We start from the raw sequence: 16,967 nt of genomic DNA on the forward strand, positions 1-16,967 counted from the left end.
AAAAAATACATAACTATAAATAATAATATTTAACTTATTTAACATTAAATTATAGAGGAACAATTTAAAATTCATCTTCTAAAATTAAATTACCGGCATCATTATCTTTCGTCAATCGCTGATTTAGGTAATTTAATTTTGTAGTTCTATCATTTTTATGACCTACTGCAGCTGCAATAACATGAGGTGGTAATCTCTTGTAATCATACAAGTACTGCACATAAAAATGTCTAAAGAAGTGGGGAGTAATTCCGATATTCTCTGTAAAGGGTAGCTGAGTATCCTTAATGATTTTAGAAATATATTGTGATAAATAATTCTCTCTATAAGCAGTATGGTTTTTAGTTTGAAATACTGTTCCACCATTTCTATTCCCAATGTCTATAGGTAATCTTCTCCGCATTCGAAATGCAGCAATCCGATTAAAAATCTCCTTATTAATAGAAACAATCCGCTCATTATCTCCCTTTGTATCAACCTTTAAATAATATCGTCCTCGTATAGCGTCATACTCAAGATCATCCCACTTTGCATGTGCGACTTCTGCAACACGTAATCCTGTAGTAGCTAGGACTGACAATAAGGCGTAATTAATTTCATTATCCTTGTAGTAATGAAGCAATTGTTTTACTTCCTCATATGATAACTCGCGTTTAGGTTTATGTTGTTTATTTACAGCTGTACTTAGTATCTCAACATGTAGAGGATCCTGAATATATTGGATTTCATATAGCCATTTCAAATATGAACGAATAATACCAAGCTTTCTACTAACTGTAGATGGCTTGTACTTATCTTTTGACTGATAGGAGATTGCCTCTTGAGATAACCATTTTTGATAATTACGGATATGCCGTTTCCTAAGGTTTCTCCATACTTGACCAAATTTATAATCCTTTACATCTTTCTGTAGAAATTCCTCACTTTGTTTAATAAAGAAATAAAACTGACTTAAATCACGTGCATATAGGATTCTTGATGCATCCTTGATTCGTTTTTCTTGGTCAAAATGTGTTTGTCGATTCAAGTAGTAGTACAGTATTTCTTCATCTGAAAATCCTTCATATGTATATGAATCTTCTCTTTCGTTATTTTCCTTTTTTACTTCCGCTTCATTTATATAATCAGGGTTCCATAATGCAATTAGATTTGTGAAATTTTGTTTTTGTTTCTCTATGTTATTTAAAGAAGTCTCACTATGAACAATATCTAATTCAAATTTCAATGTTATTCAACTCCTTATAAATTCCTTTTATATTAAATATTATAACGTAAGCAATTATAAATTAAATTACATATTAAAATTAAATTTTATGAAGTAATAAGTATATAGTAACTATAGAAAATCTCCCATTTTCTATGGTTATTATTTAATTTTAAAAATAGTGTTTTTATTATATAATTTAATATTTTATAAAATTAAATTTAAAAATAAAGTTAAATTATACATTACTCTAATTTACAATCTAATATATATATCGATATATGTTATAATTTATTTAAAATGTAAATACTATAAATTTTAATTTACATAATATTATTATGTAAATTACGAGGTGTGAGGAGGAATTAGAATGATTAGCGCATATGAAATGACTATGACTACAAATGAAGTAAAAGATTATTTAGATATAAGTCACTTTATTTTTAATAATTTAATGAAGCAAGGAAAACTAACACCAATCAATAAGGATACGTGGCGTTTAGATGGCAGTTTTTTATTTAGTAGAGAAGAAGTAGAAAAAGTAAAAGAAGAACGTAAAATTGAGGGGATTACTTTATACCAAGCAAGTAAAGAGTATCATATTAGTATGAATCAGCTTGAAAAATGGATAGAAGAAGGAAAGTTAGTTTATTTTTTAATAGAACATCGTAATCGACAAACGAAATTTGTGAAGGAGGAGGATGTTCGTGAACTTGTTCAGCAAGTAGAACAAGCTAATCATATATATACATTTTCGCAGAAATATAATGTAGTATTATTTCAAAAGTTTGTAAAAGGCAATACATTGGCACGTGTTATTTCTATTCCAAAACGTGGTGATATTATAGTTCTTGATGAATTTGGAACTAATATGACACTTAGTGAGGCATTAAAAGCAGGATATGAGTCCGCTTATAAACTGTCGGATAAACCTAGAAGTCATCATCAAAGGTTTGTTAAGTTTCGTTTTCCTAAATCTGCGCAATTACGAAACAACATTTTTCATATAATCGATAATATATTACAGTACGTATCTCCAAGAAATATAAAGATTTTAGAAGAAGAGACATTTTGGTATTTTGAAATTCGTCAATCATTAATTACATTACCACCAGGAATTCAAATGGAATGGATTGAGGAGCTAACGCCTTATATAATAGAAGGGAAAATTGTTCCAAGAATGAATCATAGCGTATATTTGGATAGTAATACAGTAACGAAGCCTGTCATACTTACAAGTAAGGAATACAAATACTTGAAAGAAATTACAAATGAAACAAATAGCTCTATTGAAGAATTTATAGCCATTGCTATTAGAGACAAGATTAATCAGCACTTACTTAAGTGAAAACGAATTTTTTAATAAATTAAAGCTGAATCTAGGTATTTTCTCTTTTACTTTTATCATTTTAGCCAAGAAGACTCCTTCCTCAAGGAGCGTGAAGGGTCCTATCCCAGTGAGTAGGTGGGAGATGAATTGGCTTAGAACAAGGGATGGCAGGAAGCCATCTTAATTGTTCGACATACAGAAAGTGTTACTTCACTATTTACCGAATGTACGTTTGGTGTGTGATAGTTATATACCGAAATGGAGGTGAATGGAATGATGATCAATAAAGCCTATAAGTTTCGTATTTATCCAAATCAAGCACAAGCAATTCTAATTAACAAAACGATTGGTTGTTCCCGCTTTGTATTCAATCATTTCTTATCCTTATGGGATCACGCATACAAAGAGACAGGAAAAGGCTTGACCTATGGTACATGCTCTGCCAAACTTCCTGCCATGAAGAAAGAGTTTGTTTGGCTAAAAGAAGTGGATAGTATTGCGCGTCTGTTCGCAACCTTGCGGATGCGTATACGCGCTTTTTCAAAAAACAAAACAGCGGACCGCGTTTAAAATCTAAGAAGAACAACGTACAATCTTACACCACAAAACAAACAAATGAAAATATTACCGTTGTAGGGAACAAAATAAAGTTGCCGAAACTAGGCCTTGTTCGATTTGCTAAAAGTCGCGAAGTAGAGGGACGTATTGTAAATGCGACTGTTAGACGAAACCCTTCTGGCAGATATTTTGTGTCACTATTAGTTGAAACAGAAGTACAAGAACTTCCGAAAACACATTCTTACATTGGAATAGATGTAGGACTAAAAGATTTCGCTATTTTGTCAGATGGAACACCCTATAAAAATCCAAAGATTTTCCGATCATTAGAAGATAAGCTGGCGAAAGCACAGCGTGTTCTTTCTAGAAGAATGAAAGGATCTTCTCGCTGGAATAAACAACGAGTAAAAGTAGCTAGAATTCATGAATACATATCAAATGCTAGAAAAGATTACTTGGACAAAATCTCAACCGGAATCATCAAAAACCACGATGTTATCGGTATAGAAGATTTGCAAGTATCGAATATGTTAAAGAATCATAAGTTAGCAAAAGCAATTAGTGAGGTGTCTTGGTCACAGTTTCGAACTATGTTGGAATATAAAGCAAAATGGTATGGCAAACAAGTTATTGTCGTATCGAAAACATTTGCTTCCAGCCAATTATGTTCTTGTTGTGGATATCAAAATAAAGACGTTAAAAATCTGAACCTACGTGAATGGGACTGTCCTTCTTGTCGTACACACCATGATAGGGATATTAACGCAAGTATCAATCTAAAGAATGAAGCGATAAGGCTTCTAACCGCAAGGACTGCGGGGTTAGCCTAATCAATTAGAGTTCGATAGAACTCTTTACTTAGGAATCCCTCACTTCTAAACGAAGTGAAAGTGGGGGTAGTTCAAGTATTATGTAAAAATATCTATTGTGCATGTGAAATAAATTTATATGTATGTTTTAATCATTAATGTTAGAAAATTACCCTATATTTTTGTTTTAGTCCAAACTGCATTACGGCCTTTTGATATTAGTTTAATTAATTTTTCTTCTTGTAAACATGCAAATGCTTTATTGATCGTGCTTGGTGAAACATCTGAAAATACCATCCGTATTGCTTCTTTTGTAAAAGGGAGTTCTTGTTTTAATATATACTCTTTAATTTTAAAGCTTTTGTTCCCTTTCAGTTGGTAACTTGTAATATGTACGTCTAGTTCTTTATATGCTTCTAGAATAATATGTAATAGACATTTTAATATAAAGGATACATTGTGCTCTTGAAAATGCCAATTTGCTGAAGATTTATATAGGGCATCATAATAATCTCTCTCGTATTTTTTTATTATTTTATCTAGTGAAATATATTTCACTAGTGAATGTTTACTTTGTAATAGTAATAAAGATATAAGTAGACGTACCATTCTTCCATTTCCAGATTCAAAAGGAAAAATACATATAAAATTAAGTACAAAATTACAAATTAAAAGTAGTGGATCAATATCTTTTTGATTTAATAAATAATTATATTCTTCACATAAATTTTTTACTGCTTCTGGGATTTCTTTAATTGTTAAAGGGCGATAGCAATAAAATGAGAAATTAAGTTGCTCATGTTCTTCAAGTAAGATGTCCTGTTTTCTCCACGTTCCACTATCCGAAGTAGCATATTTAAAAAGTTGAAAATGTATTTCTAAGATTGTACTTGGATTAATAGTAAGCCTTTCATAGTTATTATGAATGAGTGATAGCGCATCAACGTAACAAGATATTTCATCTTCAATCATTGTTTTTGGCGACAGATCATATGTAATTAATTCTTTTAACCTTTTATTTGTTATTTTTAAGTTTTTATACATTGCGACAAAATCTTTGGTATGTTGAAGTTGAGTAGATATTTGCAACTTTTCTAATGTACATGGAAATTCCTTCTCATAGACCTCCAATCTCCCTTGGTATTGCTTTATTTTTCCGATTAGGCTTGCTACATCTAAATTTACCAATAAATTTGTGAATTTTTCGCCAAAAAACGACATATTTTTCCCCTCCTATAATATAAAACTATACAATACTTAACTGTATTTAAAGTGTTTTTTTGAATAATTTTCTAAAAAAAATTAAAAATATAGTTTTTTATGTGTGAAAATTACAATAATTAGGGTCTTTTTGCCTTATTTTGTGACAAGATTTAACATCAGATTAAATAGTTTCATGCTAAAAAGCAGAGTTTTATATTGTGTAATTGCTTTTTATCAATAAGTGAGTCATTGCATATGGGGAAGGGGGAAGTCCTTACTAATGAAGACTATTGCTTTTTACTTACCACAATTTCATGAAATACCTGAAAACGATTTATGGTGGGGAAAGGGTTTTACAGAATGGACCAATGTAAAAAAAGCAAAACCACGTTTTCTGGGACACTATCAGCCTAGGGCTCCATTAAGGGATTATTATTACAATTTGTTAGATTTAGGTGTACATAAGTGGCAAATAAATTTAGCAAAACAGTATGGTTTAGATGGTTTTTGCTATTATCACTATTGGTTCAAAGGGAAAAAATTACTAGAAAAACCATTAGAATTGAGAAATCAATGCAAGGAAATTGATTTCCCATATTGCTTATGTTGGGCAAATGAATCTTGGACAAGATCTTGGGATGGGAAAGACCAAGAAGTATTAATGCGACAAGAATATGGGGATGAGTCTGATTGGAAAGAACACTTTAATTATCTATTGCCATTCTTTAAAAACAAAAACTATTTAAATATTAAAGATAAACCGATATTTGTAATTTACCGACCAGCTTCTATACCAAACCTAAATAAAATGTTGAGTCTATGGAATGAATGGGCTCAATCTGAAGGGTTTCTAGGGATACACTTTGTAGAAATGTTAACAATTTTTGAAGATAAATCAGACTTTCCTTTTGATGCTGCTATAGAGTTTGAACCTATGTACACTTTAAAAAAACTAATAGGTAATACAACTTCACTACATCAAGAAAAAAAAGATTTTCACTTAAGTTATGATTTTGTATGGAAAAGAATATTAAACCGTCAAATTAAAGAACGTAAAAACATATATAAAGGAGCTTTTGTAGATTGGGATAACTCTTCAAGAAAAAAAGAAAGCGCTTTAATTATGAAAGGGGCTAATCCCGATAAGTTTAAGAAGTATCTTTTACAACATAGTAAGAACACTGATTTTTTATTTATTAATGCTTGGAATGAGTGGGCAGAAGGCACATACCTAGAACCAGATGAAAAGTATGGATATAAATACCTTGAAGCTTTAATGGAGATAAAGAAGAGTCACTTCTAATAAATTGTAACAGCAAGAAGAAGGGGGAAACATTATGACTGATATAAATACTATGATTTCCATTCGAAACATTAAGAAATCATATGGAGATTATACAGTTATTAAGAATTTAAGCATAGATATCCGTAAAGGTGAAATTATAGGATTACTAGGACCGAATGGAGCTGGAAAGACAACACTTATATCGATTTTATCTACTCTTACTCTGCCAGATGAAGGGTATGGTACAGTATGTAACTACGACTTGTATACTGAACGGAATAAGATAAAAAAAAATGTGAGTGTAGTACCTCAAGATTTAGCGCTATACCCGACTTTAACTGCATATGATAACTTATCTTTTTATGCCGATTTATATGGATTAAAGGGAAATAGGAAAAAAAGCCGCATAAAAGAAGCTTTGCAATTCGCACAGCTTGAGGATTGGGCACATAAGAGAATTGATACATTTTCAGGTGGTATGAAAAGAAGAATTAATTTAGTGATCGGTTTGTTAAATAAGCCAAAAGTTATTTTCTTAGACGAACCAACAGTGGGAATTGATCCACAATCAAGAAACCATATTTTTAATTGTATTCGCCATCTCGTAGAAGAACTAGGAATCACTGTCATATATACAACTCATCATATGGAAGAAGCTGAGATGTTATGTCATCGTGTAGCAATTTATGATAAGGGTGAAATATTAGATATTGATACCCCAAAAAATTTAATAAAAAAGTATGGGGAAAATTATTTAGAGGTTGTAATATCAAATATTCCAGAAGAATTTATACATAAAACAAAAATGATTGCTGATGTGAAGTCCTGCACTTTGGTAGATAAAAAAGTCATCATTCAATGCGTAGATAGTTTTAATGTTACAAGAGAAGTTATGAAATTAATTCAAAAGTATAATTTGAAAATCGAATTATTTAATGTTAAAAATTCTAATTTAGAAAATGTATTTTTACATCTAACTGGGAAAAATTTAAGGTCTTAAATGAAAGGAGATGGTAAAAATGAAAGCTTGGTATATAGCTAAGAAGGATCTACTTATTCTTTTAAAGGATATCCCTGGTCTAATCTATTTATTTATTACACCTATTATAGTTATTGCAGTTGCTAGTTTTGCATTATCAAATGTATTTGATAGTAAGACAGAAAAATTCAAGATTCCTATAGTAGTAAATGATAATGGAGAACTTTCTAAAAGGGTTATTGAGGAATTGAAAAAAATCCCTGCCCTTGAGATAGAAGAAACTTATGAACGAAATGGTAAAAAGAAAGCATATACAGAAGAACAGGTGAAAAAGGAAGTTCAAACTAAAAAAGCGGCAATCGTTATTCCTAAGGATTTCACACAAAATGTATATTCAGGGACAGAGGCTAAAGTCATCATCATAGAAGATGAAGTTGATCGCATTATTCCAAGTGTTGTTTCAAATGCTGTAACTCAAATTGTGTCAGAAATACAAAGAGATATGACTAAAGAGATTGTAAAACAAGCCTCTGCCCAAATGGAAGTAAATGTGAAAGTAGAGTTTAAAAAATTAGCATCAGATAATGAACATAAACCCACTCCATTTGAATCTAATGTACCAGGATATGCCGTTATGTTTGTACTTTTAGGTACTGCTGCAGCTGCAGGTGCATTAGTAGAAGAGAGAGAGAATGGAACGTTAAGAAAAATTCTTACTTTACCTATTAATACATTATCAATCATTTTTGGAAAGATGCTCTCATGCTTTATAACAGCTATAGTTCAATGTGCAGTCCTTTTTAGCGTAGGACATTTTGTATTTGGAATGTGGCTAGGGAAAAGTGTATTAGGAATTATATTGCTAGTGATATGTACTGCATTTGCAGCTTCAAGCCTAGCAATTTTATTAGCCTCTATATGTCAAACAAGATCCCAAGCAAATGGTATTTCAATTTTAATCGTGTTAACCATGTCTGCTTTAGGTGGATCTTGGTGGCCACTTTATATAGAGCCTGAATGGATGCAAAACCTAGCGCATATTACGATTACAGCCTGGGCAATGGGAGGCTTTAACGATTTATTAGTATATAACAAAGAATTCTCCTCTGTTCTTATTCCATCAGCTGCATTAATTGGTATGGGAATTTTATTTTTAACAATCTCCATACAAAAATTTCGACGTTCTTATGAAAAGTAGGTGAAATAAGTGTACTTAGTAAAAAATGAGGTGAATGTTCGTTTTGGGGAATGCGATCCTATGGGAATTGCTCACCATTCTCATTATTTTCATTGGTTTGAGCTGGGTAGGTTTCAAATGCTAGATATGACTGGTATAAACCAGTATTTAAAACAGGAAAAATTGTATTTTCCAATTATTGATATAAGATGTACCTACAAAAAATCAGCTCGTTTTCAAGACGACTTAATTGTAGAAACCTATCTTAAGAATGAAAGTAAAATTTATATAGAATTTGTTTATAAATTATTCCGCAAGAGATGCCGAGTTTTGCTAGCGGAAGGATTTTCAAAACATGTTTTAACACGGTCGAATAATCAATTAATTAGTAGATTACCAGAAGAAATTTTAGAAAAGATTCAATTTGAAAATAGCGGGGGTGTCATATGATTACATTTATTTTTCCAGGACAAGGGTCTCAATCAGTAGGGATGTGTAAAGGGTATTTAGATAAATACCCAGACATATTTGTACCATTATTTGAAGAAGCAAATGATACGCTTGGTTTTGATTTAAAGCAATTATGTTTATATGGGCCAAGTGAAAAATTAATAGAAACAAGTGTTACACAACCAGCTATTCTCACGGTAAGCACAGGAATATCAAGGCTTTTACATTTGAACGGTATAAGGCCATCTAAAGTGGCCGGTCATAGCTTAGGACAATTTTCTGCCCTAGTAGAAGTAGGTTCTTTACAATTTTCGGATGCGCTATCCATTGTTCGAAAGCGTGGTCAACTGATGAGTAATGTAAAGAGAGAGGGATGCATGTTAGGGGTTGTGTCGAATACTTATCAAACATTATTTGAAGTTATAGAGGAATCTAAACAATATGAAATTGATATTGCTGCCTATAATTCCCCTACACAGGTTATTTTTTCTGGAGAGAGTAAGAGCATTCTTAGGTTTCAAAAGGTATTAGATCAAAAAAACGGTATAAAAACTAAAATACTCTCAACTAGTCATGCATTTCATTCGCGTTTAATGGAAGAAATGGTTCTTGAGTTTAAGGAGTATTTAAATTTATTTTCGTTAAAAAGTGCCCAAATACCAATTGTTTTAAACTGTTCAGGAAAACCAACTACAGATAGAATCAATATTTTACAAGATATAAAAAGACAATGTGTAGATCCAGTTATGTGGCAAGACACTATCTATACTTTATTGAATAATGGTACGAAACACTTTATAGAAGTAGGTCCCGGAAATACGTTAACCAAGTTATGTCGCTCCTTTAAACAGAACATATCTGTATCCTCTACAGAAACACCGATGTATTTAAAAAGAAGTCTTAATATGATAGAGAAAGAATTTAAGGAGGAACGGGTCTATGTTTAATGGAAACGAAGTGGCGTTAGTTATCGGAGGATCAAGAGGCATTGGTAAAGCAATAACAATGGACCTAGCCAATCAGGGCTTAACTGTTTACTTTACGTTTCAAAGTAATCAAAAATCAGCAAATGAAATAGCCAACACTATAGAAGCAAAAGGTGGAAAGGCATTTCCTATGCATGTAGATATTACAAATGAAGATTCTATTCATAAATTGTTTCAACACATACGCTCAAAGGAAAAAAGAATAGATATTTTAGTAAATAATGCAGGAGTTATTAATGATGGATTTGCTGCAATGATGAGCGAGGAAAAGTGGGATCATGTGGTTGATTTAAATTTAAAAGGAACATTTCTTTGTTGTCGACAAGCATTAAGAATCATGATGAGACAGAAAAGAGGTTCTATAGTAAATATCACGTCGACAAGTGGAATAACGGGTGCAAGGGGGCAATGTAATTACTCTGCTTCAAAAGGTGGGGTTATTTCTTTAACCAAGACATTAGCATTAGAAGGTGGGGAATTCGGCATTAGGGTTAATGCAGTTGCACCTGGTTTTATACAAACAGATATGACAAAAGGAATGGATCAACAAACATTAAAAAGGATGTTAGAACTAGTGCCACTTGGCAGAATTGGGGAACCTAAAGAGGTAGCACATCTAACAACATTTTTATCCTCTAATTATGCAAGTTATATCACTGGGAAAGTTTTTACAGTGGATGGTGGATTAGTTAATGGCTAAACAATAGATGATTAAATGACGAATTTTGAGTTAAACAAGGAAATGGGGAAAACAGATGTTTACGTATGTAGAAACAAAAATTATTGCTGCAAAAAGAAAACAATTAACTACTAGAATTAAAGAAATTATTACTGAGAGATTAGATTTAGAAATCGAACCGCATTTCATTACTGATGATCAGCCATTATTCGGAAGAGGCTTAGGAGTGGACTCCTTGGATGCATTAGAGCTATTTCTGGCAATTGAAGAGGAATTTGGAGTTGCAGTGTATGACGAGAATATGGCAGTACTGGGTTCCATTAATAAAATTGCTGATTTTATTGAAGAAAATAGGGAGGATGATGTGAAGTGAGACCGGTATTAAATGCAGATCAAATCCGAAATATCTTACCGCATAAATGGCCATTCCTTTTCTTAGATAAAGTTATTCAACTTGAGCCAGGAAAGAGTGGAATTGGTATTAAAAATGTAACAATAAGTGAACCCTTTTTTGAAGGGCACTTTCCAAATGAATCAATTATGCCTGGAGTGTTAATTATTGAGGCTTTGGCACAAATGACGGCTGTTGTTTATGTTACAGGAGAACTAGCAAAAATAGATGCACATGGCGCATGTTCACCTAAAATAGATCCAAGTTCATATGTGGGTTATTTAGTTTCTGTACGTAATATGAAATTTTTAAAACCTGTAGTACCAGGAGACCAGCTAGAATTACATGTCCAAATTGGAAGATCACTTGGGGTAATCTCACAAGTAGAAATCACGGCTTATGTAGATAAAAAGAAAGTTGCTACTGGTAGTATTCAAGTTTCTAAAAGAGTTGAGGAAATATGATCCATGGTATAGATGTTCAAGTTCGTGAGTGTACAGAGGCAGATAGTGAAAAGTTAGCTCACTTTTATAATAAATATCAATATGGACCTATTAAATATGGGTATCCCTTAAATAAGCAAGACATCAAGCAATTATTTCGAGAGCGGAAGATACAGTTATATTTAATTGCTGAATATGAAAATGAAATTATAGCCACCTTATTATTTTCTAGTTTGTCAGGTCAAAGAGCAGCAGTTTCAGATGGAACCTGGGCAGGATTCTTTTTAATCCATCCAGAATTTCGTTCGGGAAATATACCAGATAAATTATTTGCTTATGCAATTAAAAATCTTATCCAACAAGATATTAAGTATATTGATACAGAAGTGAATCCGGAAGATAAAGTAGCCATGGCACTCTATAAAAGAGTGGGGTTATATCAAACAAGTAGGTCGTATATAGACTATGATGGCTACTTGAATTTAAGGAGCTATTTACCTTATGTTATTAGTTATCTATTAGATGCATTTAAACCGATTATTTCAAAAAGTGACCAAGATATATGGTTATCTAGAGGTTGGAAAACAGTTAGGGGATTGAAATCCTTACGTTCTATTCAGAGTAACGCCATAACAAAAAATGGAATTGAAGTTGTAAAATATGCTATTAATCTTGGAGCAAAAGATGTGAATTGTTGGGTCGATATAAAAAGTGAAAAGATTACTGAGGTAGAAACAGAACAAGTACGATTCACTAGTTATATTTTAGAAGGAAACAATTTAATCGTTGGAGAGAAGATTCACATCTGTTATGTATATGAACACCATTTTCCGAATCCTCTTGAAGCCAGTATTTCATCGAAGATAGGGAAAGATTACTTAATTGATTTAAAGAAAACTTTTTATCCAAATAAAAAGTACGAGTGGGAAGAAGTTATAACAGTAAATAAGGAAATAGAGGGAGAGCTTGTTACTAAGTTAAAAGCAAAAGAACTAGAATTATCTGTTCATTTTGGAGTAACCATAGCAAATCCGTTAGAAGTAAATGTTGCTAATTATCCTAAGTTAATTAATGGAAAAGAATCTGCATGTATCGTTAATGTAAAAAATAATTCTTTAGATAGATTAATTTACAAACTACTTATTCAACAAGAAAACTCGAAAATACTAGATTTCAAACCGCTAGAAAAACACCAAATCTGTATCATAGAGCCGGGTGAAATAAAGGATCATATTATTGTATTGAATCCTAAAAAAATTGGTATCACTAATATGACATTTTCGACTGTTAGTCATCAAAATAAAAATATTGGGGAATTAAAGGCAATAATTCCGATTCATGCGCATGGGAAAAATCATGTTTATGAAACAAAAGAATACTTAGTTCTAGAAAATATGTATATAACCGTACAAATAAGTAAAAGTACTGGTTGTTTATATATATATGACCTTAGAAAGCAGCAATTATTGGCAAAAGAAGCATGGCCAGATCTAGATTATCCATTTTTAAATGCAGTAAAAGAACCGAAAGTAAATGAGCTGTCATGGGAAATAACATCTGATTCATGTTTTGAAATTATTCATGAGGCCACAAGATTAAAGAGAAGCATTTGTTTTTTGTCAGATAAGATAGTTCAAATAAATGATTTCGCACAGGAAGGAAAATATATAAAAATATATCCTTGGTGCATGTTATATGATGCGAAAATGACGGTACCACTAAAGAGTGGGCTAGTTTCTAAACCTATGGTATATGGTGAGTATCCATATGCACTACATGACTATGAATTTGTAAATCAATTTGATCTACCTAGTCATCCAAACATGTATGAGCGAAATTATACATTGTTTGAATCGCAAAATATTAATATTGGATTTATATGGAAAGGAAATGTAGAGCGTATCCTATTTGGATTAAGATGGATGCCAGCGGTAATATTTAAACGGAATGATAAAGAAAAATGTATAAAAAAAACGCACTATTATACTTTATGTTCCCATGATAGCAAAGATGAAGTGGAAGAAATCTATAACGATATTACTAGTCCTACATCCAAATTCATATCTAATAAGATTCCGTACTCAATTGAGACTGACCAATTTCATATTATAAATGAAAACGGGGAATTTAATATTCATGGAAGTCTAAAAAACTTATTTTCTTCCATATTAAAGGGGAAATTAACATTGTTTTTCCCTCAGACATCTTACGAACAACAATTGTTTATACAAGACATAGAATCTATAAGCAATTTTAATTTTGAATTTAGTGGAAAGGTTAATTGGTCAAAAGCACATTATGCCGTACTTACGTATCAAGATGAATTAAATAGAAATGCGATAACTAAAAAAATATATCTTTTCCTTAAAGGAAGAAATAAATTAACATATAGCGAAAAAAAACAAGAATATCTAGTTCAAAATAATGTACTAAATTTAAAGATTAAAGTAAACCAAAGTAGTAAAATAACAGAATTTATGTATAAAGATAAAGAGATTTTAAAAGAAAACTCAGTATTAAGTTCTTATAATTTTTTACCCGGTGTAATGATACCAACAGCTAACTCTTATACTCCAGATTGTAGGAAAGATTTGAGCATTAATTCAATATATCTCAATAAAAGTAATCATTCAGTAGTAGCAACGGAAAATACATATAAGGAATTTATTAATCAGATTTTCTGTCAATCTGATGAGTGGAAAGTTAAATATACAACTGTATATGATCTACCTGTTTTACAAATGCAATTGAAAAGCCTACAGAAAGATAAAATAAAAACTAGTGTCTTTCACTTATTCTGGGAGAAAAAAGGAAAAACAAAAATTAAAAAGATGTATTATTGGCAGAATGGAGAGCAAAACACGTTAATACCAAATGGCAAACAAAGAAAGATTTATTTAGATAATAAGGTAATTCTTGAATTATCTAATGGGTTATTTGTATCTATTTTAGCATTATCACATAGTACAAAATGTTTTATATACGAATGGCCCAAAAAAGGGATACAAATCGGAATATATGGTAATCAGAATGAATTTAATGATGGAGATATTCGCTTTAATATTGCAGTTGGAGAAACTTTACTTGATAGTGAATACTTTTCGCAAATTTTAGTAGAGGGGAATAAGACATGAAAGTATTGTTTATTGCACCTAGTCATTTTAGCATTGGTGAGTTGCATAATGCCTTATGTCTAGCTAAACAAATTCAAAAAGATGGGGAAGTTTATTTTTTAACAAGCGAAAAATTCTCATGGTATGCCAGTAAATCTGTAGCCAATGTTACATCACTAACAAAGGGGCTAAAACAAAAAGAGGTTATTAAACAGATAATTAATTCTTTTCAGCCTGATGCAATTGTTTTAGCTGATTACCATAATTTATTTTTAGAGTCTCCAATTATTGATCTTGATTATCTATTAAACCTACACATACCTTGCTTCTCTATTGATTCTTTAGCTTGGGGTAGTGAGGACAGATTATTAGAAAATAAACTATTTAAAAATGCAAACTACAATAGCTTAAAGAAAAGGTCAGTGATTGAACTGCCTAAAATCCCGTCTCAATTTAAGCTAATTAGAACGTGTCCAGTGAATAGTCATAAACAAGATAATAAGAAGATTGTTTCTGTCAAGTTGTATAAAGAAGCTTTACAAATAGATGAAGAAATAAGAATGAAAATAAGAACACAACTAGGTTGTAGGGAACAAGATAAATTAATTATGATTGCGAAATCATCATGGGCCAACCTATTAGTAAAAATGAGGCTCATGGAGAAGAAACAGTACAATGATGCAAGGTTTAGTTATGAATATATATTACAAGAACTATTAAGCCTATACCTTCAGGACTTTCCAAGCGATACATGTATTAAATTAATTGGGGTTTCAGATGAGACCAAATTTGTTTCTATGAAAAATGGAGGAAAAATAGAATTTGTTTCACTACCATTTCTTCATTTGGAAGAATATGAGCAACTAATATTATCATGTGATTTATTTATCACCGATAATATTACATCCTGCTCAATGGGAAAAGCGGTATTTGGAAAAATACCTGTAATTAGTCTGGTAAACCATATGGAATATGAAGAATTAAAGACTCAAAGAGATAGCCATAATCCTACCTTAAGAAGCATTATAGAAAAATGGAATTATATAATACCTAATGGACTTTATCCATTTCTTGTATTTCCAAATGGATGGCATAAAGAATTAGCACCATTGATGGAGCAAAATGATTATTTTAAATGTGTGCATACTTGTGAAATGTTTGATTTAAAAGAAACTAGTCAAACCATATTTAATATGCTGTATAGCAAAACGGAGATTGATAAATTAAAGAAAATGCAACAACTGTATATAAATAATGTATGTAATCTACCGACAATTAAAGATGTGATAAAGAGAGAATTGGGGGCGCTTAATCATGAGTAATCAAATTAATGTACAAGAAGAAACTAATGAAGCATATGATGCAGTACGTAACGGAATTGGTGTAATAGATTTATCAGCAACAGGAAGAATTGTGGTGAAAGGTGAGGACCATGTAGAGTTCCTAGATCGTCTAGTTACGAAGGATATTATATTTATGGAAGAAGAAACAACACTCTTTACTTTGTTATTACAAGAAGATGGGACTGTAATTGATATTATTAATCTGTTTAAAAATGAGGATTCTCTTACAGTTATTACTACACCGCATAAAAAAGAAATGGTACTAGCCTGGTTGCAAAACCAAAAACCAAGCGGTGTTGAGATTATAGATATAAGTCAAACACATTCTCAACTTGGATTTGAAGGTCCGTATGCATGGAAATTAGCTCAAAAGTTTTTAGACTTCGAAATATCATCACTGCCATTTCAATCATTTGTGATAAATCAATTATTTGGTAAAGAATTTCTATTAGCAAGAACAGGTGTTACAGCAGAGTATGGTTATCAATTATTGTTTGAAAAATGCCTAGAGCCAATAGTATTAGAAACTGTAAATTCTTTTAAAGAAGAAGATATTAAATTGAAGAAAGTAGATTGGGAAACATTAGAGACGCTAATGTTAGAAATTCGACATCCATATTTTGAATTCAAACATTTAGAAGAACTAAATATTTTTGAAGCTGGTTTAGAATGGTTTATTGATTTTTATAAAGACGAATTTTATGGAAGAGAATCCTTAGAACAGCAATCGGAAGCTGGAGTAAATAAAAGAATTGTAGGATTCACGACAGGAATAGAGAGCAAAATTACAGTTAATGATGAAATTTTTATAGAGGAACAATTAATTGGTAAAGTTATTGAACTTAAAGAAAGTCCTGTCTTAAACAGGAGACTCGGAATTGCTTTATTAGAGGAACCATTTGCTGTTTCAGGAATTGGATTTTATGTGAAAAATAAAGAAAATGCTTTGTATGGGGCACATACTCAGTCCTCACCATATATTCTACCTAAATCATGGTCAATCAAAATACTGTAAAG

Annotated in this window: 14 protein-coding genes and 1 pseudogene; 13 read left to right on the forward strand and 2 right to left on the reverse strand. The window is 31.4% G+C overall.

Annotated elements, in window-relative coordinates; genetic code table 11:
- Window positions 1–64: 64 nt before the first annotated feature.
- Complete coding sequence (locus DT250_RS18310) at window positions 65–1,225, reverse strand: tyrosine-type recombinase/integrase (protein WP_149213494.1); 1,161 nt, start codon at window positions 1,223–1,225, stop codon at window positions 65–67.
- A 349-nt stretch (window positions 1,226–1,574) separates the two neighbouring features.
- On the opposite strand from DT250_RS18310, the gene DT250_RS18315 reads away from it, so the two are divergent.
- Both DT250_RS18315 and tnpB read left to right on the forward strand, forming a co-directional pair.
- On the forward strand, window positions 1,575–2,552 hold the full coding sequence (locus DT250_RS18315; RefSeq protein WP_000622369.1) for a hypothetical protein: 978 nt from the start codon (window positions 1,575–1,577) through the stop codon (window positions 2,550–2,552).
- A 255-nt stretch (window positions 2,553–2,807) separates the two neighbouring features.
- Window positions 2,808–3,922, forward strand: a pseudogene (gene tnpB, locus DT250_RS18325) (IS200/IS605 family element RNA-guided endonuclease TnpB).
- A gap of 153 nt (window positions 3,923–4,075) precedes the next feature.
- On the opposite strand, the gene DT250_RS18330 reads toward tnpB, so the two are convergent.
- Window positions 4,076–5,122: a Fic family protein gene (locus DT250_RS18330; protein WP_097891178.1), complete on the reverse strand. Its 1,047-nt coding sequence runs from the start codon at window positions 5,120–5,122 to the stop codon at window positions 4,076–4,078.
- A gap of 262 nt (window positions 5,123–5,384) precedes the next feature.
- On the opposite strand from DT250_RS18330, the gene DT250_RS18335 reads away from it, so the two are divergent.
- Genes DT250_RS18335 through DT250_RS18385 form a run of 11 tightly spaced genes read left to right on the forward strand, consistent with a single transcriptional unit; the run spans window position 5,385 to window position 16,965 of the window.
- A complete protein-coding gene (locus tag DT250_RS18335; RefSeq protein ID WP_098133441.1) occupies window positions 5,385–6,407 on the forward strand; it encodes a glycosyltransferase WbsX family protein in 1,023 nt (340 codons plus the stop codon).
- A gap of 34 nt (window positions 6,408–6,441) precedes the next feature.
- Window positions 6,442–7,389 (forward strand): ABC transporter ATP-binding protein, encoded by a 948-nt coding sequence (locus DT250_RS18340; RefSeq protein WP_097891174.1) that lies wholly within the window; start codon window positions 6,442–6,444, stop codon window positions 7,387–7,389.
- A gap of 19 nt (window positions 7,390–7,408) precedes the next feature.
- Window positions 7,409–8,566, forward strand: a complete 1,158-nt coding sequence (locus tag DT250_RS18345; protein ID WP_098133439.1) for an ABC transporter permease — start codon at window positions 7,409–7,411, stop codon at window positions 8,564–8,566.
- Between the two features lie 9 nt (window positions 8,567–8,575).
- Complete coding sequence (locus DT250_RS18350) at window positions 8,576–8,995, forward strand: acyl-CoA thioesterase (RefSeq protein ID WP_000281617.1); 420 nt, start codon at window positions 8,576–8,578, stop codon at window positions 8,993–8,995.
- Window positions 8,992–9,942, forward strand: coding sequence for an ACP S-malonyltransferase (locus DT250_RS18355; protein WP_000627584.1), 951 nt, complete (start codon window positions 8,992–8,994; stop codon window positions 9,940–9,942). The genes DT250_RS18350 and DT250_RS18355 overlap by 4 nt, the downstream gene beginning before the upstream one ends.
- Window positions 9,935–10,681, forward strand: coding sequence for a 3-oxoacyl-[acyl-carrier-protein] reductase (gene fabG / locus DT250_RS18360; RefSeq protein WP_000481738.1), 747 nt, complete (start codon window positions 9,935–9,937; stop codon window positions 10,679–10,681). Before DT250_RS18355 ends, fabG begins: the two co-directional genes overlap by 8 nt.
- Window positions 10,682–10,736: 55 nt before the next feature.
- Window positions 10,737–11,033: an acyl carrier protein gene (locus DT250_RS18365; RefSeq protein ID WP_000495740.1), complete on the forward strand. Its 297-nt coding sequence runs from the start codon at window positions 10,737–10,739 to the stop codon at window positions 11,031–11,033.
- Window positions 11,030–11,515, forward strand: a complete 486-nt coding sequence (gene fabZ, locus DT250_RS18370) for a 3-hydroxyacyl-ACP dehydratase FabZ (RefSeq protein ID WP_001247960.1) — start codon at window positions 11,030–11,032, stop codon at window positions 11,513–11,515. The genes DT250_RS18365 and fabZ overlap by 4 nt, the downstream gene beginning before the upstream one ends.
- On the forward strand, window positions 11,512–14,628 hold the full coding sequence (locus tag DT250_RS18375) for a GNAT family N-acetyltransferase (RefSeq protein ID WP_149213496.1): 3,117 nt from the start codon (window positions 11,512–11,514) through the stop codon (window positions 14,626–14,628). Before fabZ ends, DT250_RS18375 begins: the two co-directional genes overlap by 4 nt.
- Window positions 14,625–15,929, forward strand: a complete 1,305-nt coding sequence (locus tag DT250_RS18380; RefSeq protein WP_097891166.1) for a DUF6365 family protein — start codon at window positions 14,625–14,627, stop codon at window positions 15,927–15,929. Before DT250_RS18375 ends, DT250_RS18380 begins: the two co-directional genes overlap by 4 nt.
- Window positions 15,922–16,965: an aminomethyltransferase family protein gene (locus tag DT250_RS18385; RefSeq protein WP_149213497.1), complete on the forward strand. Its 1,044-nt coding sequence runs from the start codon at window positions 15,922–15,924 to the stop codon at window positions 16,963–16,965. Before DT250_RS18380 ends, DT250_RS18385 begins: the two co-directional genes overlap by 8 nt.
- Window positions 16,966–16,967 lie beyond the last annotated feature (2 nt).

Origin of the sequence: Bacillus sp. AR2-1 (assembly GCF_008368755.1) — a bacterium.
Classification (GTDB): Bacteria; Bacillota; Bacilli; order Bacillales; family Bacillaceae_G; genus Bacillus_A; species Bacillus_A wiedmannii.

Coding starts and splice junctions, on each gene's coding strand:
- DT250_RS18340 (WP_097891174.1), top strand. CDS start 6,442: ATGACTGATATAAATACTATGATTTCCATTCGAAACATTAAGAAATCA.
- DT250_RS18355 (WP_000627584.1), top strand. CDS start 8,992: ATGATTACATTTATTTTTCCAGGACAAGGGTCTCAATCAGTAGGGATG.
- DT250_RS18385 (WP_149213497.1), top strand. CDS start 15,922: ATGAGTAATCAAATTAATGTACAAGAAGAAACTAATGAAGCATATGAT.
- DT250_RS18315 (WP_000622369.1), top strand. CDS start 1,575: ATGATTAGCGCATATGAAATGACTATGACTACAAATGAAGTAAAAGAT.
- DT250_RS18330 (WP_097891178.1), bottom strand. CDS start 5,122: ATGTCGTTTTTTGGCGAAAAATTCACAAATTTATTGGTAAATTTAGAT.
- DT250_RS18365 (WP_000495740.1), top strand. CDS start 10,737: ATGTTTACGTATGTAGAAACAAAAATTATTGCTGCAAAAAGAAAACAA.
- DT250_RS18375 (WP_149213496.1), top strand. CDS start 11,512: ATGATCCATGGTATAGATGTTCAAGTTCGTGAGTGTACAGAGGCAGAT.
- fabG (WP_000481738.1), top strand. CDS start 9,935: ATGTTTAATGGAAACGAAGTGGCGTTAGTTATCGGAGGATCAAGAGGC.
- DT250_RS18335 (WP_098133441.1), top strand. CDS start 5,385: ATGAAGACTATTGCTTTTTACTTACCACAATTTCATGAAATACCTGAA.
- DT250_RS18345 (WP_098133439.1), top strand. CDS start 7,409: ATGAAAGCTTGGTATATAGCTAAGAAGGATCTACTTATTCTTTTAAAG.
- DT250_RS18380 (WP_097891166.1), top strand. CDS start 14,625: ATGAAAGTATTGTTTATTGCACCTAGTCATTTTAGCATTGGTGAGTTG.